The sequence below is a fragment of the Paenibacillus sp. UNC496MF genome, from assembly GCF_900113915.1.
GTDB lineage: Bacteria > Bacillota > Bacilli > Paenibacillales > Paenibacillaceae > Paenibacillus_Z > Paenibacillus_Z artemisiicola.
Genome location: NZ_FORE01000006.1, coordinates 338,861 through 361,940 on the forward strand (window position 1 = coordinate 338,861; position 23,080 = coordinate 361,940).

Here is a 23,080-nt window from a genome sequence, read left to right on the forward strand (position 1 = left end):
CTCGCCGCCGCCCCGGGGCGCGCCGCTTGCCCGCCCATCGGCCGGCCTTGGTCGAACCGAATTTAGTCGAACCGAATCTCCTTGCCGGACGCCGCCGATTCGTACACCGCGCTCAGCATGCGCGTCACTTCCAGACCGTCCTCCACGGGGCTGAGCGTCTCGCAGCGGCCGAGGCCGCTGTTCACGAAATGCGCGATTTCCCGGCCGAACGCTTCCGTCGCGTCGAAGCTCGCATGGTCGATCTGCGGCGTCGCGTTGACGATCGCGTCGTGCTTCTCGGACATGACGAGGAGCGCCGGCTCGACTTCCGCGCCGCCTTTGTCGCCGTACAGCTTGATGTACAGCTCGTCCTTCGCCGCGTGCAGCGTGAAGCTGACGTCGACCAGCAGCGACGCGCCGTTCTCGAAGCGGATGACCGCGTTCGCCGCGTCCTCGACGTCGTTGCGCGACGCGTCGTAATCCGCCGCTTTATAGAAGGAGAGGTTCTGGATATGCGCGCGGTTGCCGAGCCGGTTGTACGTGTTGCCGCTGACGGATACCACCTTCGGCCGGCCCATCAGGTACCAGCAGATGTCGATGATATGGACGCCGAGGTCGATCAGCGGCCCGCCGCCGGAACGCTCCTTGTCCGAAAACCAGCCGCCGGGATTGCCCAGCCTGCGCAGGCACGATGCCTTGGCATAGTAAATCTCGCCCAGCTCGCCCGCGTCGATGAACCGCTTCAGCACGTCCACGCTGCCGGCGTAGCGCCGCACGAAGCCGACCTGCAGCACCTTGCCCGAACGGCGGACCGCCTCCACCACCCGCTCCGCGTCCTCGACCGTCCGCGTCATCGGCTTCTCGCACAAGACGTGCTTGCCCGCCTCCAGGGCGGCGATGCTGATCTCCGCGTGGGTGTTGTTCCACGTGCAGACGCTGACCGCGTCGATGCCGGGATCCGCCAGCAGCTCCCGGTAATCCGTATACGCCCGCGCCGCGCCGTACTTGTCCGCCGCCGCTTGGGCGCGCTCCCCGTTCAAGTCGCAAATCGCCACGATCTCCGCGTCCGGACACCGCTTGTACGCCTCCAAATGCAATCCCGAAATCGATCCCGCGCCGATGACGCCCACGCGCAGCTTGCCGTTCTCCGTCGCCACGATAAAATGCTCCCTTCCCCTCCGGCCCCATGCCGGCTATAATGGCCTTGCAAGACGTAAGCATGACTATCGTAATTAAACCTGCCTCTACCTTACCACGTCGTTTCCAACGGGAGAATGCACATTATGCCAACCTACATGGATAATATGATCAGCCCGCTGCCCATCCGGCTGTTCGGCGGCGTCATCGATCTGAAGAAGCTGCGCGTGCAGTCGCTCGTCATCCAAGGCGCCGGCCATTTGCCCGGCCGCATCCAGCAGCGGACCGACGCCCGGTTCGAGCATTGGGCGTTCGTCTATATCGGCGGGGGACGCGGCTATTACCAGGCGGGGAGCGGCCCGCGGCAGTCCGTGGAGGCCGGCTCGCTGTTCTGCCTGTATCCCGGCGAGACGTTCCAATACGGGCCGGAGGAAGGCGGCTTCTGGGACGAATATTACTTCTCGCTCGAGGGCGCGCGGGTTCAGGAATGGCTGGCCGGCTGGTACGGGGAGCCGGAGACCGTCAGGCCGGTCGGCACCGACGAGAGCTTCTTCGGCAAAATCGAGCTCATCTTCCGGCTGCTCGACAGCGCCGTCCCGGCCAATCAGGACCGCGCCGCCCTCGCGCTGGAAGCGCTGCTCTTCGACATGTCGCTGCGCTTCAGCCGCGCGGAGACGGACAGCCGCGCCTTGTTCGTCCACCGGCTGCTCGACGACCTCGCCGGCGCCGTGTACGGCAAGCCGAGCGGAGCGGAAATCGCCGCGAGGCATCATATCTCCGTCCCGACCTTGCGGCGGATCGTGCACGATTACACCGGCCATCCGCTCGGCGAATTCATGCACCGGCTGAAAGTCGCGGAGGCGAAGAAGCTGCTGCTGAACACGGACAGGAGCGTCATGGACATCGCGGGGCTGCTGGGCTACTCCGACGTGTTCTATTTCTCCCGGATCTTCAAGAAATTCGCGGACGCGGCGCCGACGGCGTACCGGTCGCAAATGGGGCGCTGACGCGGCGGAAGACGGAAAAGGCCGCCCCTTCGCGGACGAAGGGGCGGCCCAAGGCGAAACGCGATGGAAGGGACGGTTAATCCCGCTCCACCAAGTTGCGCTGCAAATAGTGCTCCAGCGTGTTCGTGATCTCGAACACCGTATGCGCAAGGTCGTAATTCTCGAAGGCGTGCTCGCAGCTCGACTGGTAGGCGATCGCCGACTCGTACTGGTTCATGCGCGCCTGCACGATGCCGGGCGCCACGCCGGACTCCTTCTGGCGTTCTTCCACCGTGCGCCTGTCCGCGTAAATGAAAAGCCGGACGAGCCGGTCGCCGTACTGCTCCTTCAGCAGCTGCGCGCCTTCGGGGTTGACGATGAGGAAGATGCTGCCGCCCTTGCCCAGGCGCTGCTCGATGTCGATGCCGCGCAGGCCGTAGCGGTTCCCGTTCAAGGCGATGCTCTCGATGAAGTCGCCCGAGCTTTCGAGCTGCTCGTAGAGCTCGGGAGTAATGAAATGATAGTCCTGGCCGTTCACTTCGCCCGGCCGCGGCTTGCGCGTCGCGTACGAAAGCACCTTGGCGATGCCGAGCGTCGTGCCGACGCTGTCCGCCACCGTTTTGCGCCCGGAGCCGTCCGGTCCCGTGAATACGAAAATCAGCTTGCGATCCGGTTGATTGTTCATCGTCCCAGCCTCCCTGAAAATCGTTCGATTTGCGTGTCCGCCAATCTGCGTGACTGAAGCATCCGGCATGCGTTTCCAGCGATTTACATACTCCGATTATAACGTATGCCGCAAAAATCGGGCAATCCGCATTCGCCTTCCGGCTTGACGGATCCCGCATGATCGGTTATAGTAAACAAAAACATATGTTCGCGTTTCACTTACGACGGAAGCACCCGTAAGCAAAGGCATCTTGCCTTTCTTACGGGTTTTTTGCGTTCTGCCGAAGCGATCCGCGGCAAAGGAGGAAAAAAAGTTTATGTTAAATGCTATGAGAATGAACGCGTTTTCATCCATCCTGCTTGCGCTGCTTGCCTTCGCCCTGCTGATTCCCGGCTCGGCCTCCGCCGCCTCGGTCTCGATATCCAAGACCGCCGAGACGGCGCTGGCCAAGCATATCGCCGCCGCGCCGGCCGCGACGAAGGACAAGCTGAACGCCCAGTACCTCGCCCTGCAATCGTACCAGCGGCAGGAGACGAGCCTGGACGAGCGCTACAAGTCGTTGCACGCGGGCAACGGGCAGCTGCTGGACGCCGTGAACAAGCGGATCAAAGCGATCGACGCCGAGAAGCTGGCCCGGCTCGCCAACGAAGCGAACGCGGCGCGCGAGAAGTACAAGCCGCTGTTCGACCTCTATGCGTCGCTCAACAAGCGGATCGCGGACGCCCGCAAGCTCAAGCTGAAGGAGCTGACCGCCGTCCTTTCGCGCCAGGCGGAGACGGTCAAGGTCGCCGTGCAGCTGGCCCGCGCGGAAATCCGGATGCGCGACGACGCGCTGAAGGACGCCAAGGCGTCGACCGCCAAGACGGTCAAGGCGCTGAAGACGAAGCTCGCGGCGATCGACCCCCTTCGCGATCAGACGAAGGTCGCGCAATCCGCCGTCTCCGGCATGAAGAAGAACCTCCCCGGCATCGTGAAGACGATGAACGCCTGCGTCAAGAGCGGCTCCTTCGCCGGCACGCTGGAGGCGTTGAACGCGCTCGTCTCGTCGTCCAAGGGCATCGCGGACCAGAAGGCGCGCATCGTCGGCTACGAGAACGGCATCGCCGCCGTCATCAACGGCGTCAACGCTCAAATTCCGGCCAAATAACGCCCCCTTCCGGCCGGCGGCGCGAAATCGCGGTCATGCGGCGAGGAGCGGACGAATACGCTAGAACAGGCGTTTTACGGGATTCGTCGGCCGAACCGGGGAGGGAACCACCATGCAAATCCATGTCGTGCGGGCCGGTCAAACCTTGTGGCGGCTGTCGCGGACATACGGCATTCCGGTGGACGCGATCGCGTCCGCCAACGAACTATCGCCCGAGCAGACGCTGGTGATCGGACAGGCTTTGGTCATTCCCGTCGCGGGAAGCTACTACTTCGTCGTTCGCGGGGACACGCTGACGTCCGTCGCGGCCCGGTTCGGCACGACCGCGGCCAAGCTCGCCGCCGTCAACGGCATCGCGCCCGGCGCGGTGCTCCAAGCCGGGACAAGGCTGTACGTTCCGCCGGCGCCGAAGCGCAAGGCGTACGTCAACGCGTACCTCGACCCCGGGCCGTCGGCGGTGTCCGCCGCGTTGACGGAAGCCGCCCGCGGCGCGGCGCCCCTTCTGACGTACCTGGCCCCGTCGAGCTTCCGCATCCAGCGGGACGGGACGGTGAAGCCGCCGCCGCTCGGCGACCTCCGAACATCGCGGCGAGGCGGCGCGCCGCGATGATGATGGCCGTCACCAACCTCGAAGGCGATCAGTTCAGCGACGAGCTCGGGCATCTGATTCTGAGCGATCCCGCGCTGCAGGATAAGCTGATCGCCGACATCGTCGCGACGGCGAAGCGGCTGCGGTTCCTCGACGTCCATTTCGACCTGGAGCATCTTCTTCCGGCGGACCGCGAGCCGTATAACGCGTTTCTGCGCAAGGCCGCCGGGCCGATCCGCGCCGCGGGCCTGACGATGTCCACGGCGCTTGCGCCGAAGACGAGCGCGGACCAAGCGGGCGCGTGGTACGAAGCCCACGACTACCGGGCGCACGGCGAAATCGCGGATTTCGTCGTCGTCATGGCCTACGAATGGGGCTACAGCGGCGGTCCGCCGATGCCGGTCTCGCCGATCGGCCCCGTCCGCGACGTGCTGGACTACGCGCTGACCGAAATGCCCGCGGGCAAGATCCTCATGGGCCAAAACCTGTACGGCTACGACTGGACGCTGCCCTACGTGCACGGCGGGCCGTACGCGAAGGCGCTCAGCCCGCAGGCGGCCATCTCGCTCGCGCGGCAGCGGAACGCCGAGATTCTGTACGACGCGGAAGCCCAGGCGCCCCATTTCACCTATTGGGACGACAACCGCAAGGAGCACCGCGTCTGGTTCGAGGACGCCCGCTCGGTCCAGGCCAAGTTCGATCTGCTGAAGGAATTGAAGCTGCGGGGCATCAGCTACTGGAAGCTCGGCCTGAGCTTCCCGCAAAACTGGCTGCTGCTCGAAGACAACTTCTCCGTCGTGAAGCTGCTGCCTTGATGGGGCCTTGATGGAGGGCCTCGACGGAAGCCTTGATGGGAGCCTTGATGGTAGCCTTCTCGATGGTAGCCTTGATGGAGGCCTTATCTTTAAGCTTTGATTGAAACTTTAATGGGATGAAGACTCGCGTCCGCTGCGTGAAAGCAGCCGATGCGAGTCTCTTTCTGCTGCCGCTCGATCTTCGTTCGCCTGCCCCGAATCGCTTGTTTGGAGGCGCCGATTACTCGCGCGCACCGCGACGGCAGGCCGTTCATTCACGCCCGCCCCCCGCCCGGTTGGCCGGCGATGCGGGCGTTTTGGTTACCGCCGGGCCGTCTTAGGTCGTAGCCGTTCCCCGCCTTAAGGCCAGATGCCAAAACCGCCGCGGGACCGTTTCGGCGATTCCCCGTTCCCTTTAAGATAAGGATATCGGTTGACACAGTCGCAAAGACGCTCGCAAGCAAGCAGGCCTTCCACATAAGCGAACACCAATAAAGGAGAGGATTTCATTATGAAAAAGCTGTACCGTTCCACGCTGAACCGCAAATTGACCGGACTCGCCGGCGGCATCGGCGATTGGCTCGGGGTCGACCCCACCATCGTCCGGCTGCTCCTTCTCGTATCCGGCGTGTTCAGCTTCGGCGCCACGCTGCTGGTCTACGTCGTCGCCAGCGTGCTGGTGCCGAAAGCGCCGTTCGAGGTCATGACGCCGGACCATCCGTTCCGGTACTACGGTTAACCGCCGATCGCGCCCAGCCAATCCGCATCACTTACGAACGCCTCATAAGAAACGCCAAATTTGAACACCTTACCTAGGAGATGAGCGAAATGGGAATTTTGAACCGCCTGTTCAACATGACGCAAGCCGCAGCCAACGAGCTGCTCGACAAGCTGGAAGACCCGGCCATGATGATGAACCAGTACGTGCGCCGCATACAGGACGAGATCGCGAACGCGCAGCATGAGCTGCTGAAGCAGGAGGCGCTCGCCAAGGGCGTGCAGCAGCAGGCGCAGGAAGCCGCCATTCTGGCGGAGCAAAGCGAGGCTCGCGCGCTGGACGCGATGAAGGCCGGGCAGGAGGCCCATGCCCGCGAGGCGCTGACGGCGAAGCTGCATTACGAGGAGAAAGCACGGGAATACGGCGCATGGCACGAGAACGCCAAACGCCAAATCGCCGAGCTGACGATCCGGCTGGAATCGGCCAAATCCGAGCTGCCGCAGCTGCTGAAGAAGCGCGACGAGCTGGTGAACCGCATGCAGCAAGCCGCCGCCAAATCGCGCACGTCCATGCCGAGCTTCAGCGTCGGCCCGAACATTTTGGACGGCGGCGGCGCGTCCCGCGGCTTCCAGCGCATGGAGGAGAAGATCGCGCAGTGGGAAGCCCACATCGAAGCGTCCCGCGGCCCGTTCGGCGCGCAGGGCTACGGCGCCGCGTACGGCAGCGGCTCAACGTATGCCGGCACGCCCGGCCCGTCGAAGTCTTCGCTCGTCGACGAGCAGTTGGAGCAGCTCCGCAAGAAGCTGCCGGCGGACGGCGAATAAAGCGCGCCCTCTAGCCGCCGCTAGGCCGCGCCTGAGCCGCACCGGGCATGAGCATTCGGCTCGGGCGGCTTGGCACTTCACCCTTCGGCCGCCGGCAAGAGAACGGCGATCTCTCGAACGGATCCTGCGCACGCGCAGGATTCTTTTTCGTTATTGCGACCGCTTTTCATTGTTGCGTATGCTTCCGCTTTTTCGTTATTGCGACCGCTTTTCATCGTTGCATCTGCTTCCGCTATTCGTTATTGCGACCGCTTTTCATCGTTGCGTATGCTTCCGCTCTTCGTTATTGAAACCGCTATTCGTTATTGCGTCCGCTATTCGTTATTGCGTCCGCTATTCGTTATTGCGTCCGCTGTTCGTTGTTTCGTCCGCGCTCAGCATCCCTCGCAGACAAAGGCCTGCGGCGCAAATCATACGGAGCCGGGCTTGCCTTCCCAAGGCGCCGCCCCTACCGCTGCCGTTAGGGCAGCTTGTCGAACCGGTTGTCCTGCGCGTCGATCAAGGCCAGCTTGTAATTGAGCCGCTCCAACGTCTTCATCAACTTGCCGATCTGGTCCTCCACCTTGTTCCTCTGAAGGGTCAGCATCTCTTTCCGCTGCCCTAAGGTCGCCTCCCCGCCCTTGTACAGCGCCAGGTACCGCTTGATCTCGGCCAGCGACAAGCCCGTGGAACGCAGCGCCTGCACCGTCTCGATCCATTCGAGGTCGGCCTCGCTGAACAGCCGCACGCCGTTCGCGTCCCGCTCGACGCTCGGCAGCACGCCCTCCTTCTCGTAGAACCGCAGCGTATACGGCGAAATATCCGCCTTCTCCGCAGCTTCTTTGACCGTGTACCCCATGCCGCGTCTCTCCTTTGGCCGTTGCTAAGCTTAGAGTTACTCTAAGCCATTATAAGGCCCGGAAGGCTGCCCGAGCAAAGAAATCCCCGATTCCCAAGGCGTCGCGAACCGCCGTTGACTTCGAGCTTCTCTCATCCGGTAAGCTGGAACAGCACCGCCAAAAGCCTAACAAAGAGGAGAGATCGATCATGACAAAAACGGTACTGATTACGGGCTGCTCGAACGGACTGGGGAGAACGGCGGCCCTGACATTCGCGGACGAGGGCTGGAACGTCGTCGCCACGATGCGCAAGCCGGACGAGCGCTTAGCGGCGGAGCGACCCGGCCGGATCTTCGTAGCGGCGCTCGACGTCACGAACCCCGCCGGCATCGAGGCCGCGATCGAGGCGGGCATCTCCCGGTTCGGCCGGATCGACGCCGTCGTGAACAACGCCGGCGCGAGCGTCGTCTCGATATTCGAAGCGACGCCGATGGACGTCATGCGCGGGGTCTTCGAGACGAACGTCTTCGGCGTCATGAACGTCATCCGGGCGATCGTGCCGCACTTCCGCTCCCGGGGCGGCGGGACGATCGTCAACGTCAGCTCCGGCGTCGGCTTGGCGGCCGCCCCGCTGCTCACGGCTTACGTCGCGTCCAAGCACGCGGTCGAAGGCCTCTCGGAGTCGCTCGCGTACGAGCTGGAATCCCAGCATATCGCCGTCAAGCTGGTCGAGCCGGGCGCCATTCGCACCACGGGCTTCGCGTCGAACACGATGGCCGCCTCCCAAGGCTTGTCCGTTCCGCCGGCGTACCGGGCGTATTTCGACCATATGCTGCGGGCGATGACGGACTATCCGTTCGAGGATGCGGACGAGCGGCAGGTCGCCGGGCAGATCTTCCTGGCCGCCGATGACGCGTCCGACCGGCTGCGCTACCTCGCGGGGCCGGACGCGGAAGAAATGGCGCGGCTGAGGTGGACGCAATCGGAGGACCGCTACATGGCGGCCATGCGGGAGCTGATGGGACAGACGGCATGGCGGAGCAAGCAAGCCGCGCGCGGAGCGGACGCTTAGTCCGCACGTCCGCTCGCCGCGGAGCGCCCGGTCCCGGTCGCGCGGCGCGTTTTCCGGTCGGGTGCCCCGCGGCCAGCTTGAAGCTCCCATGTTCGCCCGCTCCCCTGCACCCCATTCTCCCCTGCTCCGCCGCTTCCGCCGCGCCCGCGCGCAAAGAGCCCGCCCCGTTCAACCGAACGGGATCGGGCTCTTCGCATGCCGCCTTGCTTTCGGCGCCGACCGCGCCGTCCGCGCTACACCAGGAAGAAGCCTTCCTCGTGCAGGTACTGCTCCGCTTCCTCGTACGTTTCCAGCACCATTTCCAGGTTCGCGCCGGCGTATACGTACCAGAGGTCGTCCTCGTGCTTCAAGGTGAGCGTCTGCTTGCCCGCGCCGTGCCATACCGTCGCGTTCGCCTTGCCGCCGCGCGCGGATGCCGCCCGCTTGCGGGAGGGCAGCGCCGGTTCGGGCTCGCGGACCGACAAGGAGCGGATCGATTCCGTCACGAGCGCGCGCAGCGCGGCCTCGTCGAAATCGCGGATGTTCACGAAGCCCTTGTCGTCCGTCTCGTAGCCGGCCAGCTGGCCCGCGTAGACGAAGCCGTTGCCGTTGGGATGCAGGTGGAACGCTACGTTCTTCTTATCGTAGAGGCTCTCCTCGTACTGATAGTTGACGCGTCCGAGCGACACGTCCTTCCGGCTGAGCTCGGGGAAGGACTCCATAATCGAAAGCTTCTGTTCGAAACTAAGCATAATCGCCTCCGGAATAACGGGAATAGAATTGCCTGTGATTATACCACAGCCGCCCTCGCAAGGCCAAAAATTGCCGTTCCGGTACGACGCGTTACGGCATCGCCGGTGGTGTAATACGCCTATCGGAATGCGTTTGCATAAAAGGGGTGGTTCCATGAGCGATTTGCACCGGATCCGGTGGTTCGACGGTCAGATCAGAGAAGGCCGGTATCCGAACAGCGCCGCGCTCGCGGAGCGGTTCGAAATCTCGAGGCGCCAGGCGCAGCGCGACATCGAGTACTTGGCCTATTCTTTATCAGCCCCCCTGCTTTACGTGGCGAAGTACCGCGGGTATTGCTACGAGGATAAAACATACGCGTTTTCGCTTCTATATATGACGGATGAGGAGCAGAAGATTTCGAACTATTTGGCGCGCCGCTACGGGCAGCCGATCGCTTCCTGCTACGCGATCGCCCTGCTCCGGGAGGCCGCCGAGGCGGAGGAAGTAGCGATCATGCGGACGAAAGCGTACATGAGCGAGCGTCTCCGCAACCGTTTCAACGACATCGCCCTGCGATGACGGCCGCTTGGCCGGCGGCCGCTGCGTGTATTTTCCCGAATCGGGGTAATATTATAGGGGGCAGCTGGAATGGCTCTCCAATTCACGCAGAAAGGCGGCGTTCGCTCATGACGAAGCGAAACCGGGACGAATACGGCGAAATGTACAACGAGACCTCGAACACCGCGGCCGGCATCAACACCCCGAAGGACCATGAACGCTTCGGCCCGATCGATATGGTCAGCGACGCGGTCGAAGCGTTCGTCGACAACGTGCAGCATACGTTCGACCACGCCGATCGGCGCGACGAACACGGCGCCCTCGACGACGAGACGGATGCGTACGATCACCGCGAACACGTGCAGCGGCAGCAGCGCCATGACCGGCATTCCTATTGACCGGTGGTCGCCGGCACGCAAATAAATCGCCCTCCGCTTAGGCCGAAGATCGGCCAAGGGAGGGCGATTTTTCTTTTCTTTCGTCTTTCCGTTCTTCTTTGGCGGCCGAGCTGCGCCAAGCCAAGCCGGTTACGCCGACTCGTGCTTCGGCGCCTCGTTCGCGCCGCCGGCCGCCGGATCGTTCAGCCCGAGCGACTCCGCCGCCTGCCCGATGTCCGCGATCAAGTCCTGCGGGCTCTCAAGGCCGATATACAGCCGGACGATGCTGCCGTCCTCCGGCGTTTTGCCGGCTTGATTGACGGTGACGAGGCTTTCGAAGCCGCCCCAGCTCACCCCGATTTTGAAATACCGCAGCCGGTTCGCCCACTCCTTCATGACCGCCGGCGGCCGGCTCGTCATGAACGAGAACAGGCTGCTGTAGCCCGCCATCTGGACGCGGCCCAGCTCATGCTGCGGGTGCGACGGAAGGCCGGGATGGTTCACGCGCTCCACGAACGGCAGCGAACGGACATGCTCCGCGACGGTCAGGCCGCTCGCCTCGTGCCTCTCCATGCGCAGCGGCAGCGTCCGCAGCCCCTTGGCGACGAGCGCCGCGGTTTGCGGCGTCATGATCGAGCCGAGCAGCATGTACTCCTGGTTGCCGATGGCGTCGACCAGCTCCCGCGAGCCCATGATGACGCCGCCGACGCAATCGCTGTGGCCGGCGATGTATTTGGTGATGGAATGCACGACGAGATCGACGCCGAGCGCGAGCGGATTCTGGTACATCGGCGTCGCCCACGTATTGTCGATGATCGTCCGGGCGCCGATGCTTCGCGCGAGGGACGCGCACGCCCGCAGGTCCTGCAGCTCGAAGCGCATCGTCGTCGGGCTCTCGAGGTAGAACAGCTTCGTGTTCGGCCGAGCGGCTTCGCGCCAGTTGTCGAGCAGGCGGCCGTCGATGAACGTCGTCTCGACGCCGAATCGCTTCAGGTAGACGGACAGCAGCTCCCGCGTCGGACCATATGCCTGATCGACGCAGACGACGTGGTCGCCCTGCCCCACGGCCCCCATGATGGCCGCGGAGATCGCGCCCATGCCGGACGCGAAGCATTTCGCCGCCTCGGCGCCCTCCAGCGCCGCGAGCTTCTGCTCCAGCGCCGCGACGGTCGGATTATTTCCTCGGGAATAAACGTGGTTCTGCATCAGATCCTTGAACGCGTCCTCGAACGCCGCGTACGTCTCGAACGCGAACAGGCTGTTCTGATAGAGCGGGACGTGAATCGCGCCGTGATGCCGGGAATCGAAAGGATCGTGGGCCGCTTGCGTGAATTGCCGCTCGAGACGGCCTTCTCTGTCTTCATGAGGTCGCTGGTCTTCGTTGCTCATCCTTTTTCTGCTCCTTGTGTCAAGCCTTCAACGATAAAGCGCTGCGCGAAGGCGAAAATGATCACCGTCGGAATTATCGAAAGCACGACGCCCGCCGACATGGAGCCCCAGTCGACGTCGAATTTCAAGATGAACGAGTTCATCGCGACCGGGAGCGTCTTCAGCTTGTCGTCGTCGATGAACATCGCCGCCAGGAACAGCTCGTTCCAGTTTTGCACGAAGGCGAAAATGAACGTGGACGCGATCCCCGGCAGCATGACCGGTATGATGACGCGCAGGAGCGCCGACCAGCGCGAGCAGCCGTCGATCATCGCCGCTTCCTCGAGGCTGGAGGGGATCCGCTGGAAGAAGCCGCGCAGCATGATCGTCGAGAACGGGATCAAGCCGACGGTGTACATCAGCACGAGCGAGAACCGGTTGTTCAGCAGGTCCAGATGGCTCATCATCAGGTACAGCGGCGCGAGGGCGATGAAGCCCGGCAGCATCTGCGTCGCGAAGAACGCGAGCATGATCTGGCCGTGGCCGCGGAACTTGAACCGGGCCAGCACGTACGCGCTCAGCACGGCGATGACGATGACGACCAGCGCCGCCAGAATCGCGACGACCAGGCTGTTGCCGATATAGATCTGGAACTTCGAGATTTTGAAGATCTTCTCGTAGTTGTCGAACGTAAAGCGCTCCGGCCAATAGCGAAGCGGGAACGAGAAGATGTCCTTCTGCGGCTTGAACGACGTGATGACGATCCAATAAAGCGGGAAGATCATCACGACGAGGTAGACCGCCAGGAAAACGACCTTGAACGCCGTGCCGAGCCGCTGCTTCATTAGAAGTCACCCACTTTCTCCGCCTTGGTGACGGACAGGAAGAAGATCGTGTACAGCAGCAGGATGCCGATCATGATGACGCCGATGGCCGAGGCCGCGCCGTAGTCGCCGGCGTAAATGATCCGGTCCAGCATCAGGGAGGACAGAATATGGGTACTGCCGGCAGGACCGCCGTTGGTCAAGCCGTAGATGATTGTCGGGTCGTTGAAAATCCAGATCGCCCGCAGCAGCGTCGTGGCGATGATCGTCGGTAAAATGTACGGGAGCGTGACGTTCCACAGCTTGCGGACGCCCGTCGCGCCGTCCATGTCGGCCGCCTCGTAGAGCTCCGAAGGCACGGACTGCAGCGCGGCGAGCAGCATGATGGCGAAGAACGCGATGCCGTACCAGACGTTGGCGATGATGACGGAGGTCATGGCCCATTTCGGATTCGACAGGAAGCCGATCCGCTCGTGGATGAGGCCGATGCGAAGCAGGAGATCGTTGATGACGCCGATTTGCGAGTTGAACAGCCACTTCCAGATCATGCCGATCAGGAAGCCGGACAAGGCCCAGGAATAGAACGCGAAGCCTTGGAAAATGCCTCTGCCGCGGAACGGCTTCTTCAGGAGAAGCGCGAGCGCCAGGCCGAACAGGAATTGAAAGATCAGCGAGAAGAAAACCCAATAGCCGCTGTTGGTCAGCGCGTGGAGAAACTTCGGATCGTGGAAGGCCGCCTTGAAGTTGGACAGGCCGACGAAGTGGACGTTCCGCAGATCGAACAGCTTGTATTCCTGGAACGCCATGACGATCCCCTTCAGGAAGGGATAATACGTGAACGCCAGCACTAGCAACAAGGCGGGGAGCAGCCCCGATAGAATAAAAATCCTGTTTTTCATGTTTTCGCACCGCCTTGCTTCTGGAATATAGTAAGGGCGGCTATCGCCGCCCTCCTCGAATCGTTGAACGCGCGTCGCTTACTTGCTGCCTACCTTGGACTTCTGGTCGGTCCAGTAGGCGTCCCATTTCTTGAGCGTGTCGTCCAGGGAAGCCTGGCCAAGCAGCAGCGCCTGACCTGATTCCATCTCCGTCTGTCCCCATTGTCCCGTGCCCGGGTAGGCGAACGGCGGCTTGTAGTTCACGAACTTGTCCGGTGCGTTGGACATGTCGATCAGCGTTTTGTACGGGCCGGATTTGAAGAAGTCGTCTTCCGTCGCCGACGTGTGGATCGGAATGAGTCCGAAGTCTTTCGAGAATTGCGTGTTCTCGTCCGGGCTGGACAAGAACGATACGAGCTTCCAAGCTTCTTCCTTATGCTTGGAGTTGGCCGTGATGCCCCAGCCCGCTCCGCCCGCGGCGAGCAGCGCTTTGCCCGACGGACCGGCTTGCAGCGGCGCCGTCGCCCACGTGCCTTCGGTCATCTTCTCCGTCAAGGATTGAATGACGTCCGGATCCTGAAGCAGCATGCCCGTCACGCCGGACGTGAACGCCTGCACCTGCTCCTGGAAGCCCCAGTTGATGGAGTCCGGCGGCGAAGCGTCTTTATACAATTTGAGGTAAAGGTCCATCGCTTGCTTGGCTTCCGGCGTCGAGAAGATCGTCTTGCCGTCCTTCGTGAACATGGAGTCCTCGAGGTTGACGTTGTCGCCGTTGTAAGCCAGGATCATCGCGTCGGTCGTGCCGTTCGAGCCCGAGCCGCCCCGGAAGGAGAAGCCGTACCGGTTTTGCGACGGGTCGGTCAGTTTCTTGGCCGTTTCGTACAGCTCGTCCCACGTGGCCGGCGGATTCAGGCCTTTCTCTTTGAACCAGTCCGCGCGGTAGAACAGCTGGCGCTCGTAGAGGCCGTTCGGAATGAAGTACAGCTTGTCCCCGATGGAGCCGACCGATTTCGAGATCGCGCTGACGGACGCGTAGTCCGACCACTTGTCGGCGTAAGCGTTGAGCGGCTCGACGAACCCGTTGTTCACGAATTCCGCTACGGTCAGATCGCGCACTTCCACGACGTCCAGATCTTCCTTGGCCCCAAGCATCGTTCTGATTTTATTGTCGGCTTGGTCAAATGGGGGCGAGATCAATTCCACTTTGATGTTCGGGTTCGCGGCTTCGAATTTGTCGATGGAAGCCTGAATGAGTTCTGTCCGTTTCGGACTGGTCAAACTTTCAATCATCCGCAGCGTGACTTGCTCGTCGCCGCTTCCGGCGCCGTTGTCGCCGGTCGATTCGTTGTTGCTGCCGCAGCCCGCCAAAAGTCCGGCAGACAAAGCACCGCAGAGCAGTAAAGCCGAGTACTTTTTACGCTTTGCCATATCGATTTCCCCCCATCAGATGTATCATACAGTCATCCTGTCTGATAGGTTTGATTATATTGAAAGCGCTACACCCTGTCAATGAAAAAGTTGCGAGATGTTGACGAATTTTGTACTATTTTACGCTTTTCAATTTATTTTCAATGAGATCCATCATCTTGTAAAACTCCTGCATGGCGCCTTCCGTGTTGTGCGTCTTGATCGCGTCGAACATCGTGATGTGGTACGGATACGTGTCGTCGAACAGCTGCTTGTCGCCCATCGGCTCGTTGAAAAACCGCTCGTACATGACCGAGAACGAATCCAGCACGCTCTGCAGCACGTGGTTCCCCGTCGCCTTGATCACGAGCTGGTGAAAGGTCAGATCGATCTGCGACGTGTCGAGCCCCGCTTCCTTCTGCCGCTTGTATTCCGCCAGCACCGCTTCGATCTCCGCGACCTGCTTGTCGGAAATCCGCTTGGCCGCCAGCCTTACGGCCTGTCCTTCGAGCGCTCTGCGGACTTCGAGGGTGTCCAGCAGGAAGTTGCGTTCCCGTTCGATCTTGACCTTGCCCATGAAGCGGAAGGTGTTGACGTCGCGGACGAAGATGCCTCTGCCGTTCTCCACTTGAATGACGTCGAGGGCTTCCAGGGAGCGCAGCGCTTCGCGCAGCGAGGAACGCCCGACGCCGAACATATGCGTCATCTCTTCGACGGAGGGAAGTTTGTCGCCTTCGGCTAGTTCTTTCTCTTGAATGTAATTCTGGATTTCCTGCGAAACTTGCTCGTGCACGAGAACCTTTTGAATTTTTCGCATGATTTCAGCACTCCTCCTCCCAACAGCCTATCAGACAGGTTAATCGTAATGGAGCCGTATCCAATTGTCAATAAACGCTCCCATGGCATGTGAGGAAGCTTCGGCCGGTCCGGCCGAAGCTTCCCCGCCCGCCGCGGCTACGGCCGCCGCGCGGGCACGACCCGCACGGCGGCGCCTTTGCCGCTCGTTTGGATGCCGGTTTCGCGGCTGCCGCGGCCCTTCAGGTCGGCCAACAGCCGCTCCAGCAGCGCCTTGGCCTGCTGGCTCTCCTTGCCCTGCGCGCGCACCGTCAGGTCGACGGCCAAGCCGCCGTCCAGCAGCTTCTCCAGCTGCCGCAGCTTCGTCTCGTAGTCGTGTTCCTCGATATGCGGCGCGAGCCGGATCTCCTTCGCCTTCAGCGGACCGTCCTTGCGCTTCTCCGCCTGCTTGCGCGCGTTCATGTCCTGCTTCGCCGCGCCCCGGCCGATCAGGCGGCACGGCGGCGGACTGCTCATGAGCGATTCGCAGACGAGGTCGACCTTGTGCTTCTTGGCCAGCGCCAGCGCATCGTCCCGCGTCATGACCCCGAGGTCCTCGCCGTCCAGGCCGGTCAGCCGCACTTCGGACGCCTTGATCCGTTCGTTCGCGATCATGACGCGCTTGCCTCCTTCGCGAGCCGCTCGATTAGCTGCGGCAGCCAGCCGTCCAGCTCGCGGAACGCGAAGCCTTCGGCCCGCGCCTTGGCCGTATCCATGACCCACGGCGCCGGAATGCCGAACGGCGACATGTCCGCCTCCTCCGCTTCGGGCGCGACGATCGCGCGCTTGCCGGTCGCCGCCTCGATCAGCCGCACGATGGCGCCGGGCGAGATCTCCCCGTTCGAGCACGCGTTATACGGCCCCTCGGCGCCCGTGCGGCCGAGCCAATCGAGAAATTCCGCCGCTTCGTCGGCGAGAATGAACGACATCGGAACGTCCGGCGCCGGAATGCCGATCGGCTGCCCCTTCAGTACGTGCTCGACGTGAAAATGCAGCCGGCGCGTATAGTCCTCCGTGCCGAGCACGATCGGAAAGCGCGCCGCGGCCGTCGGAAACGGCGCCTTTTGCAGCAGCACCGACTCGACCAGCCGCTTGCCCTCGCCGTAGTCGATGTCGGCCGGGTACGCCTCGGGCAGCTCGCGCCCGCGCGCGTCGTACATCGCTTCCGTCTTGGCCGGTCCGCCGAACGGATAGACGCTGAGCGACGAGGTGACGACGTACTTGCCGATGCGCCCCGCGAACAGCTCCGCGGCCTCCTCCGCCTCCTGCGGCAGATAGCAGATGTTGTCGTACGCGACGTCGTACGCCGCGTCCCCCAGCGCCTCGCGCAGGGCCGCCGCGTCCTTGCGGTCCGCCTGTCGGTGCCGCACGCGGTCTCCGAACGGATTCGGCAGCCCGCCCCTCGTCACGATCGTCACGTCGTCCCCGGCCGCGATCAGCCGTTCGGCCAGCTTCCGGCCGAAGAACCGCGTCCCGCCCAACACCAGCACCTTGCGCATGCGTTCCACTCTCCCTCGTTCGATGTGTGCACTTTATCTTGCCATATCCGGCGGGCGGACGCAAAGTCCGTCCGCGGCCGGCGGTACGCGGATTCGCCGCCGCCCCGAAGCGGGCAAGATCAGACGCGCATGCCGCTCCGCCGATTAAACTTCCGTCAATCCCCGCGGTCCGCGGACGGAAAATAAAACGGTTACAAATTCTGTTATATCAGCTTGCATCCGGTATGTCGACCTTCAATTTCCTAATCCCGGCGCGCATGGCGGACGACAAGCCTCCGGCGACAGCGGCAAGCCGGGAGGCTTGCGAGCCGCCTGCTTGTTCGCGCGGCTCTCCCGCCCCGCGCGTGCCGCGCGGCGGGACTCAGACGTCCCGCCGGCGCGGCTTCATCGGCGCCGTCGATTCGCCGACGACGAGCGCGGCGTCCAGCAGCGTCTTGCGGGGCAGCGGCTCGCCGTCCCGCAGCTTCAGCACGTGCTCGAACGCCAGCGTGCCCATGCCGTGCTGGTCCTGCTTCAGATGCGTGAGCGGGAAGGCGCCGTTGATCTCGGGGCTGTCGAAGCACAGGATCGAGAGCTCGTCCGGCACGGACAGCCCGAGCTCCCGCGCCGCGCGGAACGCCAGCTGCGCGATGTTGTATTCCGTCGCGAACATCGCCGTGATCTCCGGGTGCCGCTCCAGATGGTCCTTGATCTTCGCGATATCCCGCCGCCGGTTGTCCTCCGCGTTCGCCTGCGGCAGCGAGGAGGCGATGTCCTCGATCCACAGCGCGCGGTCGACCTTGATGCCCTTCTCCGCGTGCGCCTGGATGAAGCCCTCGATCCGTTCCTCGATGGCGGTCGTGTCCGCCGGCGGCGGCGTCAGGAACGCGATCGACGCATGCCCGAGCCCGAACAGGTAATGCGTCCCTTCCTTGGCCGCCTTGACGTTGTCCGTGCTGATGGAGGCGGCCGCCACGCCCTTCAAATGCCGGTCGACGAGGACGAGCGGAAACTTCGCGATGACGAGCTTCAGAATTTCCGCGTTGAAATATTCCCCCTGCGCCGGAAACACGATCAGCCCGTCCACGCCGAGCGCGAGCAGCCCCCGGATGGCTTCCTCCTCGTAAGCGGGAACGCCGAACGAGCGCCTGAGCACGAGATAGGCGCCGTGCAGGCGCGAAGCCTCCTCCATGCCGTAGATGAGCGCCGTGCCGTAGCTGTCCGCGAAATCGGTGATCACGAGCCCGATCAGCAGCTTGCCGTCCGCGCGCGCCGGACGGCGGGCGACGACCCGCTGTCCGGCAGGGCCCTTGGCCGGCTCCTTCGCCGCCGCCGGGTCCGCGACGAAGGAGCCGCGGCCGGGCTGGCGGACGATGTAGCCCGCGCCCGCCAGCAGCTCCAGCGCCTTCTTGCTCGTGATGCGGCTGACGCCGTGCGCGTCTCCGAGCTCTTTCTCCGAGGGGACGCGGTCCCCTACGTCGTATTGGCGCGCGATGATCGCGTCGCGCAGCGTTTCGAAAATGCGTTCGTACATCGGCTTCGAAGCGGATTCGCTCATTCTCGGTCGACCTCCAGGCGCGACAGGCGCCGGAGCCGGCTTCCGCCTCTCCGTTCGTCGCTATTCTTATATCAATATATGCTTTCGCATGCCATTTGCCAAGCCGCATGGAGCCCGGAACCGACCTCGCCGCGCCTTCCCCGCGCGCCGCGCAAAACAAAAGAAGCGGCCGCCCGGCTGCTTCTCCTCGTGGGTGGGGATTCGATTCGCGTTCGTACCGGCAAAGGCGTGCGCTGCGGGATTATCGGACGTTGCCGGTAAACGCGGACAGCTGCCGCGTCGTGTCGGCGTCCGCCGGATCGGCGCTCAGCTTGACGAACAAAGCCCGGAGCGTCGGCGCGTTCTGCGTGACGGCTTGCCGGTTGACGGGATTGAGCAGAATTTTGCCGAAGCGGTCCAGCGCGACGTCGAGCACGTCGTTGCGCGACTCGAAGCTCGTCTGGCCGGCCAAGGCCGCGGCGGCGGACACGGACGCCACGCATGCGTTGAAGTTGGACTCGTCCTCGTCGAAGTCCGTGCCGAGGCTCGAGGCCGCCAGGCTGAGCTGCGTTCTGAACGCCTCGTCGACGCGCTGCTGAAGCGCGCTCAAGTTGTTTTGGGCCCGGTGCTGCTGCACGGCCCGGTTCGCCAGCAGCGCGGCCAGTATCAAAATCGCGACGGAGAAGACGACGGTGCGGCGGGTTGGCATGATCAATGCGGCTGCTCCTCTCGGTCCGGGATGTCGTTGAACGCCCTCATCGGGACGGCGTCGCCGGCGGGCGGGCAAAGCGGCTGCGCGGCGAAGGTGCCTTCCTTCGTCCCCGTTAGCCCTTTTTGCCCCCTTTAGTCTTCCTTCGGCGCCTCTTTAATCGTAATCCAGCTCCTTGACGAAATAAAGCACCAGCTCGTCGTCGACCGGCACCGTCTGCCCCGGGCGCACTTCCTCGTCCCGGTACATGACGCCGTGCCCGTCCGGAATGTACCCCCGGCGGCAATAGATGCGCTGAGCGGCGCCGTAATCCTTATAGAGTCCCACGCCGATTCCGATTTGATTGTGGTGCCGGTTCACGATCGTCTCGAATTCGTCGATGAGCCGGTTGGCGACGCCGTGTCTGCGGAAGGCCGGAAACACGTGCAGGTCGTTGATCTCGGGGATATGCCGGTCGCGGAAATGCGGGTAGTCCGAAGCGTACTTCAAATGCGCGCAGCCCGCGGCGCGCCCGTCGGCGAACGCCAGCAGCGTCACCCGGGTCCCCGCCTGGTTCTCCGCCAGGCACCGGTCGAAATAGCCGTCCGGCCGCCCGATGCGCTGTTCCTCGAACGCCGCTTGCCACTGCGCCTTCAGCGCTTCGCTCTCCACTTGCTTCAATACGATGTCCATGCTGCTTCTCGCCTCGTTCCGTGTAAGATGGTCGTGTTGCGATGCTAGTCCGCGGTCGCCGGCTGTTCGGATAATGGCCGATATCGCCGTGAAGCAGGATGTCCGTCCGCCCTTCCCGATCTCGAGCTTGCACAGGCTGGCCGGATGAATGTACGGCGGCTCCCAGCTGCTCGACGTTCCACTCCGTCTGCCCGTGCCGGGCCGCATAAATCGTCGTGACGCTCATGGCCGTCCCTCCTCCGCCGAATGTCTTAGGCGCGCGATGCGTTCCCCGGAAATCCCGAGATGGTTTCGAATGATTAGGTACCGGGGGATGCAAGAAGCGAGGGAACGGCTAGGACGCCGCCCGCGCCTCGTCCTCCCCGGAGAATAAGTCGGCCCGGTCCATGATGGCCTTCAGCACGCCGTTGTCGTTGAACGTCAGCTCGAAGCTCCGCGACTTGCCGCCGCTCGTGACGGTCACTTTGGCGACGTTCTCGCGTGTCCAGTCGACGGCCAGATCCGAACCCGAAATCGGCTCGCCGGACGCGCCGAGCGCGACGAACGCCCGGTCGGACGTCCGCTTGAAGAACCGGTTCTCGACCTGGTACGCCCGGACGTCCGCCGAACCGCCGCTGCCCGATTCTTCGAGCAGCAGCCGGTACCGCTGGGTCGGCGAGTCGTAATAATAGCGGTTCGCGTTCGATTCGAACAGGTCGCCGAAGCCGGCCGCCCGAAATTCGAAGAACAACACCGCCGCGCCGAGCGCGAGCAGGATCCAGTAGAACCTCGCCCGCGCGGCGTACTTGTGCAGGAGCATGGCGGCCACCAGGAGGCATTCCAGGGCGAGCAAGATTTCGATTCCGTCCAGGAGCCGGCCGTCGATCAGCGAATACTGGTACTTGCGCTCGATGAACGCGATCGCCGTCCTGAACAGCATTCCGAATAACCCGATCCACAAAAGGAACTTGGCCAACATTCTTTTCACTACGAGCGCCCCCCGCCTGGAAGATTTGGCTGCTGCAATTCGCGTGCGGATCGATCGGCATGGCGGGCGCGGCGGCCCGGGTGCCCCGGTAATTCGAGATCTCGATCAAATTGCCGTCCGGGGCGCGGATGTGGATGGACCGTATCGCGCCCTTCGCGCGGCGGCGACGCGCATGCGCGTCATGGCTTCTCCCCCCGGTCGCCGAATCCGCGGTTATCCGCGGATTCCGCCCCTTACAGCTCGGCCCGGGCGCCGCGGACGCGCAACCGCAGCCCGAGCGCGGCGAGCCTGACGTAGACCCGCTCGTCATGCTCGAACAGGTCCGCGCCGGCGCGGTAATACGCCTCGCAGTCCAACACGGCCGGCGCGCGGCCGGGCAGCGCGAACGTGTAGGCGGTGTCCTCCTGCCGCAAATACGGGTAAAATAATTTCACGCGCACGTAGTACTCGCCGTCCAAGCGGAGCAGCGGGTACCCCGGTGCGCGGTCCGCGTTCGGGTACGCTTCGAACAGTCCGGATTCGAACGCGTACGTCGGCGATTGCCGGAGGATCGTCCGCAGCTGGTTCCGCGTCATCGGAAGCCCGAGCGAGCGATGATACGCGCCCTGCGCGCTCTCGGCGATCGTCGCCAGCGACAGCAGGACGAGCCCGATGGTCACGCACAGCACGATGACCGTCACGTTGCGCACGTAGATGCCCGCGATCGAGCCAAGCATCAGAATAACCAGTCCAAGCCAGCTCTGAAAGGTCGTCATGACGTTATTCCTCCCGGTTTCGAACGATTCCTGCCGGTTTGGCGCGCGCTGCCTTGCCCGATTGTCGGTTTTGCCCGTTTCTTTTTCTAGTTTAGCATATTATGGAATCCAAAATCGCCGTTCTCGGAAACCTTTTGCCGAATCCGGCCGTCTTACAGGACGAGAATAGCAGAACGGCTTTTGGCGCATCCTTACATTCGGACCCGATTATCCAAAACTTGCCATTGGAGATGAAATCATGTCGTACGTCATCGCGTTTCTCGTTTCGTTCGCCATCGTATACCTGCTTATCCCGCCGCTCGGACGGCTGGCGTTCCGCCTCGATTTCGTGGACAAGCCCCGCGAGAACGTCGAGCGCAAAATCCACCGCAAGCCGATTCCGCTGACGGCCAGCTATGCCATCTTCGCGGGCTTCATCGTCACCTATCTGTTCTACTTGAAAGGCTTCACGCTGCAAACCGGCGCGATCATCCTCGGCTCCCTGCTGCTGCTCGCGATCGGCACGGTCGACGACTGGTACAAGACGCGGGGCAAGGATTTCCCGACGCTGCCGAAGTTCCTGGTGCAAATCTCGGCCGCGGTCATCGTCTATGCCGCCGGCATTACGTTCAGCGGATTCTACAACCCGATCACCGGCGGCTTCGTGAACCTGCCGGAATGGCTGCAGTTCGCGCTGACGATTCTGTGGATCTTCGGGGTGACGACGGTCATCAACTTCTCGGACGGCATGGACGGGCTGGCCGGCGGACTGTCGGCGATCTCCGCGGGGACGCTGTTCGTGGTCGCGCTGGCCAAAGGGCAGTCCGATTCCGCCATGATGGCGATCATCCTCGTCGGCGTCACGATCGCGTACCTGCGGTTCAACAAGCCGCCGGCGCAGGTGTTCATGGGCGACGCGGGGGCGACGTTCCTCGGCTTCATCCTCGCCGTCATCGCGCTCGACGGCGCGTTCAAGCAGGCGACGGTGCTGTCCATCTTCATTCCGATTCTGGCCCTCGGCGTACCGATCTTCGACAACCTGTTCGTCGTGGTCAAACGGCTCCTCGGCGGCAAGCCGATCTACCAGGCCGATGCCAGCCAGGCGCATTACCGTCTGCTGCGGGCGGGCCTCAGCCCGAAGCAGGCCGTCGCGTTCCTGTACTTGATCAGCGGCGTCCTGAGCCTGTCCTCGATCATTTTGCTGATGCTGCAGGTATAGCGGCGCGACTTCGGATAATCCCGTAAACGATCTAGTCCATATGCAAACAACCGCCCCGAACGCCATGCTTTCCTGA

24 protein-coding genes and 1 pseudogene are annotated in these 23,080 nt (G+C 63.0%); 9 read left to right on the forward strand and 16 right to left on the reverse strand.

Annotated elements, in window-relative coordinates; all coding sequences use genetic code 11:
• Window positions 1-62: 62 nt before the first annotated feature.
• On the reverse strand, window positions 63-1,136 hold the full coding sequence (locus BMZ79_RS10085; protein ID WP_090639324.1) for a Gfo/Idh/MocA family protein: 1,074 nt from the start codon (window positions 1,134-1,136) through the stop codon (window positions 63-65).
• A 126-nt stretch (window positions 1,137-1,262) separates the two neighbouring features.
• Here BMZ79_RS10085 and BMZ79_RS10090 point away from each other — a divergent pair, with 126 nt between their 5' ends.
• Window positions 1,263-2,123: a helix-turn-helix domain-containing protein gene (locus tag BMZ79_RS10090; protein WP_090639325.1), complete on the forward strand. Its 861-nt coding sequence runs from the start codon at window positions 1,263-1,265 to the stop codon at window positions 2,121-2,123.
• Window positions 2,124-2,199: 76 nt separating this feature from the next.
• Here BMZ79_RS10090 and BMZ79_RS10095 read toward each other — a convergent pair whose 3' ends face one another.
• A complete protein-coding gene (locus BMZ79_RS10095) occupies window positions 2,200-2,787 on the reverse strand; it encodes a guanylate kinase (protein WP_090639326.1) in 588 nt (195 codons plus the stop codon).
• A 316-nt stretch (window positions 2,788-3,103) separates the two neighbouring features.
• Between BMZ79_RS10095 and BMZ79_RS10100 the strand changes: the two genes are divergently transcribed.
• From BMZ79_RS10100 to BMZ79_RS10115, 4 genes and pseudogenes are all read left to right on the forward strand, one after another.
• On the forward strand, window positions 3,104-3,916 hold the full coding sequence (locus tag BMZ79_RS10100) for a hypothetical protein (RefSeq protein ID WP_090639327.1): 813 nt from the start codon (window positions 3,104-3,106) through the stop codon (window positions 3,914-3,916).
• A gap of 112 nt (window positions 3,917-4,028) precedes the next feature.
• Window positions 4,029-5,320: pseudogene (locus tag BMZ79_RS10105) on the forward strand (LysM peptidoglycan-binding domain-containing protein).
• Between the two features lie 490 nt (window positions 5,321-5,810).
• Window positions 5,811-6,038, forward strand: coding sequence for a PspC domain-containing protein (locus BMZ79_RS10110; protein ID WP_090639328.1), 228 nt, complete (start codon window positions 5,811-5,813; stop codon window positions 6,036-6,038).
• Window positions 6,039-6,127: 89 nt separating this feature from the next.
• Window positions 6,128-6,841, forward strand: a complete 714-nt coding sequence (locus BMZ79_RS10115) for a PspA/IM30 family protein (RefSeq protein ID WP_177222086.1) — start codon at window positions 6,128-6,130, stop codon at window positions 6,839-6,841.
• Window positions 6,842-7,301: 460 nt separating this feature from the next.
• Here the strand turns inward: BMZ79_RS10115 and BMZ79_RS10120 are convergent, their stop codons facing one another.
• Window positions 7,302-7,679 (reverse strand): MerR family transcriptional regulator, encoded by a 378-nt coding sequence (locus BMZ79_RS10120; protein WP_090639333.1) that lies wholly within the window; start codon window positions 7,677-7,679, stop codon window positions 7,302-7,304.
• A gap of 188 nt (window positions 7,680-7,867) precedes the next feature.
• Between BMZ79_RS10120 and BMZ79_RS10125 the strand changes: the two genes are divergently transcribed.
• Entirely contained in the window at window positions 7,868-8,731 is an 864-nt protein-coding gene (locus BMZ79_RS10125) for an SDR family oxidoreductase (protein WP_090639335.1), read from the forward strand.
• A gap of 233 nt (window positions 8,732-8,964) precedes the next feature.
• Here the strand turns inward: BMZ79_RS10125 and BMZ79_RS10130 are convergent, their stop codons facing one another.
• Complete coding sequence (locus BMZ79_RS10130) at window positions 8,965-9,462, reverse strand: hypothetical protein (RefSeq protein ID WP_090639338.1); 498 nt, start codon at window positions 9,460-9,462, stop codon at window positions 8,965-8,967.
• Between the two features lie 154 nt (window positions 9,463-9,616).
• Here BMZ79_RS10130 and BMZ79_RS10135 point away from each other — a divergent pair, with 154 nt between their 5' ends.
• Window positions 9,617-10,021: a hypothetical protein gene (locus tag BMZ79_RS10135; protein ID WP_090639340.1), complete on the forward strand. Its 405-nt coding sequence runs from the start codon at window positions 9,617-9,619 to the stop codon at window positions 10,019-10,021.
• 107 nt (window positions 10,022-10,128) lie between these two features.
• Window positions 10,129-10,398: a hypothetical protein gene (locus tag BMZ79_RS10140; RefSeq protein ID WP_090639342.1), complete on the forward strand. Its 270-nt coding sequence runs from the start codon at window positions 10,129-10,131 to the stop codon at window positions 10,396-10,398.
• Window positions 10,399-10,527: 129 nt separating this feature from the next.
• On the opposite strand, the gene BMZ79_RS10145 is transcribed toward BMZ79_RS10140, so the two are convergent.
• The 12 genes from BMZ79_RS10145 to BMZ79_RS10200 form a co-directional block, all read right to left on the reverse strand.
• On the reverse strand, window positions 10,528-11,766 hold the full coding sequence (locus tag BMZ79_RS10145) for a trans-sulfuration enzyme family protein (protein ID WP_090639345.1): 1,239 nt from the start codon (window positions 11,764-11,766) through the stop codon (window positions 10,528-10,530).
• A complete protein-coding gene (locus BMZ79_RS10150; RefSeq protein ID WP_090639347.1) occupies window positions 11,763-12,590 on the reverse strand; it encodes a carbohydrate ABC transporter permease in 828 nt (275 codons plus the stop codon). The genes BMZ79_RS10145 and BMZ79_RS10150 overlap by 4 nt, the downstream gene beginning before the upstream one ends.
• Window positions 12,590-13,468, reverse strand: coding sequence for a carbohydrate ABC transporter permease (locus BMZ79_RS10155; RefSeq protein WP_090639349.1), 879 nt, complete (start codon window positions 13,466-13,468; stop codon window positions 12,590-12,592). The genes BMZ79_RS10150 and BMZ79_RS10155 overlap by 1 nt, the downstream gene beginning before the upstream one ends.
• 78 nt (window positions 13,469-13,546) lie before the next feature.
• Window positions 13,547-14,875 (reverse strand): ABC transporter substrate-binding protein, encoded by a 1,329-nt coding sequence (locus BMZ79_RS10160; RefSeq protein ID WP_090639352.1) that lies wholly within the window; start codon window positions 14,873-14,875, stop codon window positions 13,547-13,549.
• A gap of 115 nt (window positions 14,876-14,990) precedes the next feature.
• A complete protein-coding gene (locus BMZ79_RS10165; protein ID WP_256252639.1) occupies window positions 14,991-15,671 on the reverse strand; it encodes a FadR/GntR family transcriptional regulator in 681 nt (226 codons plus the stop codon).
• Window positions 15,672-15,808: 137 nt separating this feature from the next.
• Window positions 15,809-16,303: a translation initiation factor IF-3 gene (gene infC, locus BMZ79_RS10170; RefSeq protein WP_090639356.1), complete on the reverse strand. Its 495-nt coding sequence runs from the start codon at window positions 16,301-16,303 to the stop codon at window positions 15,809-15,811.
• On the reverse strand, window positions 16,300-17,187 hold the full coding sequence (locus BMZ79_RS10175) for an NAD-dependent epimerase/dehydratase family protein (RefSeq protein WP_090639358.1): 888 nt from the start codon (window positions 17,185-17,187) through the stop codon (window positions 16,300-16,302). Before BMZ79_RS10175 ends, infC begins: the two co-directional genes overlap by 4 nt.
• A 361-nt stretch (window positions 17,188-17,548) precedes the next feature.
• Window positions 17,549-18,724 (reverse strand): GntR family transcriptional regulator, encoded by a 1,176-nt coding sequence (locus tag BMZ79_RS10180; RefSeq protein WP_090639360.1) that lies wholly within the window; start codon window positions 18,722-18,724, stop codon window positions 17,549-17,551.
• Window positions 18,725-18,965: 241 nt separating this feature from the next.
• On the reverse strand, window positions 18,966-19,418 hold the full coding sequence (locus BMZ79_RS10185; RefSeq protein ID WP_090639363.1) for a hypothetical protein: 453 nt from the start codon (window positions 19,416-19,418) through the stop codon (window positions 18,966-18,968).
• A gap of 150 nt (window positions 19,419-19,568) precedes the next feature.
• The gene (locus tag BMZ79_RS10190; RefSeq protein ID WP_090639366.1) at window positions 19,569-20,084 is read right to left on the reverse strand and encodes a GNAT family N-acetyltransferase; all 516 of its coding nucleotides are present in this window, start codon (window positions 20,082-20,084) and stop codon (window positions 19,569-19,571) included.
• Window positions 20,085-20,418: 334 nt separating this feature from the next.
• Window positions 20,419-21,051 (reverse strand): hypothetical protein, encoded by a 633-nt coding sequence (locus tag BMZ79_RS10195; protein WP_143088924.1) that lies wholly within the window; start codon window positions 21,049-21,051, stop codon window positions 20,419-20,421.
• 233 nt (window positions 21,052-21,284) lie between these two features.
• Window positions 21,285-21,806, reverse strand: coding sequence for a hypothetical protein (locus BMZ79_RS10200; RefSeq protein ID WP_090639370.1), 522 nt, complete (start codon window positions 21,804-21,806; stop codon window positions 21,285-21,287).
• A 238-nt stretch (window positions 21,807-22,044) separates the two neighbouring features.
• On the opposite strand from BMZ79_RS10200, the gene BMZ79_RS10205 reads away from it, so the two are divergent.
• The gene (locus BMZ79_RS10205) at window positions 22,045-23,004 is read left to right on the forward strand and encodes an MraY family glycosyltransferase (RefSeq protein ID WP_090639372.1); all 960 of its coding nucleotides are present in this window, start codon (window positions 22,045-22,047) and stop codon (window positions 23,002-23,004) included.
• Window positions 23,005-23,080 lie beyond the last annotated feature (76 nt).

Bases quoted from the DNA above. Each gene is read 5' to 3' on its own strand.
- BMZ79_RS10095 (WP_090639326.1), bottom strand. From the start codon at position 2,787: ATGAACAATCAACCGGATCGCAAGCTGATTTTCGTATTCACGGGACCG.
- BMZ79_RS10100 (WP_090639327.1), top strand. From the start codon at position 3,104: ATGAACGCGTTTTCATCCATCCTGCTTGCGCTGCTTGCCTTCGCCCTG.
- BMZ79_RS10190 (WP_090639366.1), bottom strand. From the start codon at position 20,084: ATGGACATCGTATTGAAGCAAGTGGAGAGCGAAGCGCTGAAGGCGCAG.
- BMZ79_RS10155 (WP_090639349.1), bottom strand. From the start codon at position 13,468: ATGAAAAACAGGATTTTTATTCTATCGGGGCTGCTCCCCGCCTTGTTG.
- BMZ79_RS10175 (WP_090639358.1), bottom strand. From the start codon at position 17,187: ATGCGCAAGGTGCTGGTGTTGGGCGGGACGCGGTTCTTCGGCCGGAAG.
- BMZ79_RS10145 (WP_090639345.1), bottom strand. From the start codon at position 11,766: ATGAGCAACGAAGACCAGCGACCTCATGAAGACAGAGAAGGCCGTCTC.
- BMZ79_RS10205 (WP_090639372.1), top strand. From the start codon at position 22,045: ATGTCGTACGTCATCGCGTTTCTCGTTTCGTTCGCCATCGTATACCTG.
- BMZ79_RS10120 (WP_090639333.1), bottom strand. From the start codon at position 7,679: ATGGGGTACACGGTCAAAGAAGCTGCGGAGAAGGCGGATATTTCGCCG.
- BMZ79_RS10130 (WP_090639338.1), bottom strand. From the start codon at position 9,462: ATGCTTAGTTTCGAACAGAAGCTTTCGATTATGGAGTCCTTCCCCGAG.
- BMZ79_RS10180 (WP_090639360.1), bottom strand. From the start codon at position 18,724: ATGAGCGAATCCGCTTCGAAGCCGATGTACGAACGCATTTTCGAAACG.
- BMZ79_RS10090 (WP_090639325.1), top strand. From the start codon at position 1,263: ATGCCAACCTACATGGATAATATGATCAGCCCGCTGCCCATCCGGCTG.
- BMZ79_RS10135 (WP_090639340.1), top strand. From the start codon at position 9,617: ATGAGCGATTTGCACCGGATCCGGTGGTTCGACGGTCAGATCAGAGAA.
- BMZ79_RS10110 (WP_090639328.1), top strand. From the start codon at position 5,811: ATGAAAAAGCTGTACCGTTCCACGCTGAACCGCAAATTGACCGGACTC.
- BMZ79_RS10165 (WP_256252639.1), bottom strand. From the start codon at position 15,671: ATGCGAAAAATTCAAAAGGTTCTCGTGCACGAGCAAGTTTCGCAGGAA.
- BMZ79_RS10115 (WP_177222086.1), top strand. From the start codon at position 6,128: ATGGGAATTTTGAACCGCCTGTTCAACATGACGCAAGCCGCAGCCAAC.
- BMZ79_RS10140 (WP_090639342.1), top strand. From the start codon at position 10,129: ATGACGAAGCGAAACCGGGACGAATACGGCGAAATGTACAACGAGACC.
- BMZ79_RS10125 (WP_090639335.1), top strand. From the start codon at position 7,868: ATGACAAAAACGGTACTGATTACGGGCTGCTCGAACGGACTGGGGAGA.
- BMZ79_RS10200 (WP_090639370.1), bottom strand. From the start codon at position 21,806: ATGACGACCTTTCAGAGCTGGCTTGGACTGGTTATTCTGATGCTTGGC.
- BMZ79_RS10150 (WP_090639347.1), bottom strand. From the start codon at position 12,590: ATGAAGCAGCGGCTCGGCACGGCGTTCAAGGTCGTTTTCCTGGCGGTC.
- infC (WP_090639356.1), bottom strand. From the start codon at position 16,303: ATGATCGCGAACGAACGGATCAAGGCGTCCGAAGTGCGGCTGACCGGC.
- BMZ79_RS10160 (WP_090639352.1), bottom strand. From the start codon at position 14,875: ATGGCAAAGCGTAAAAAGTACTCGGCTTTACTGCTCTGCGGTGCTTTG.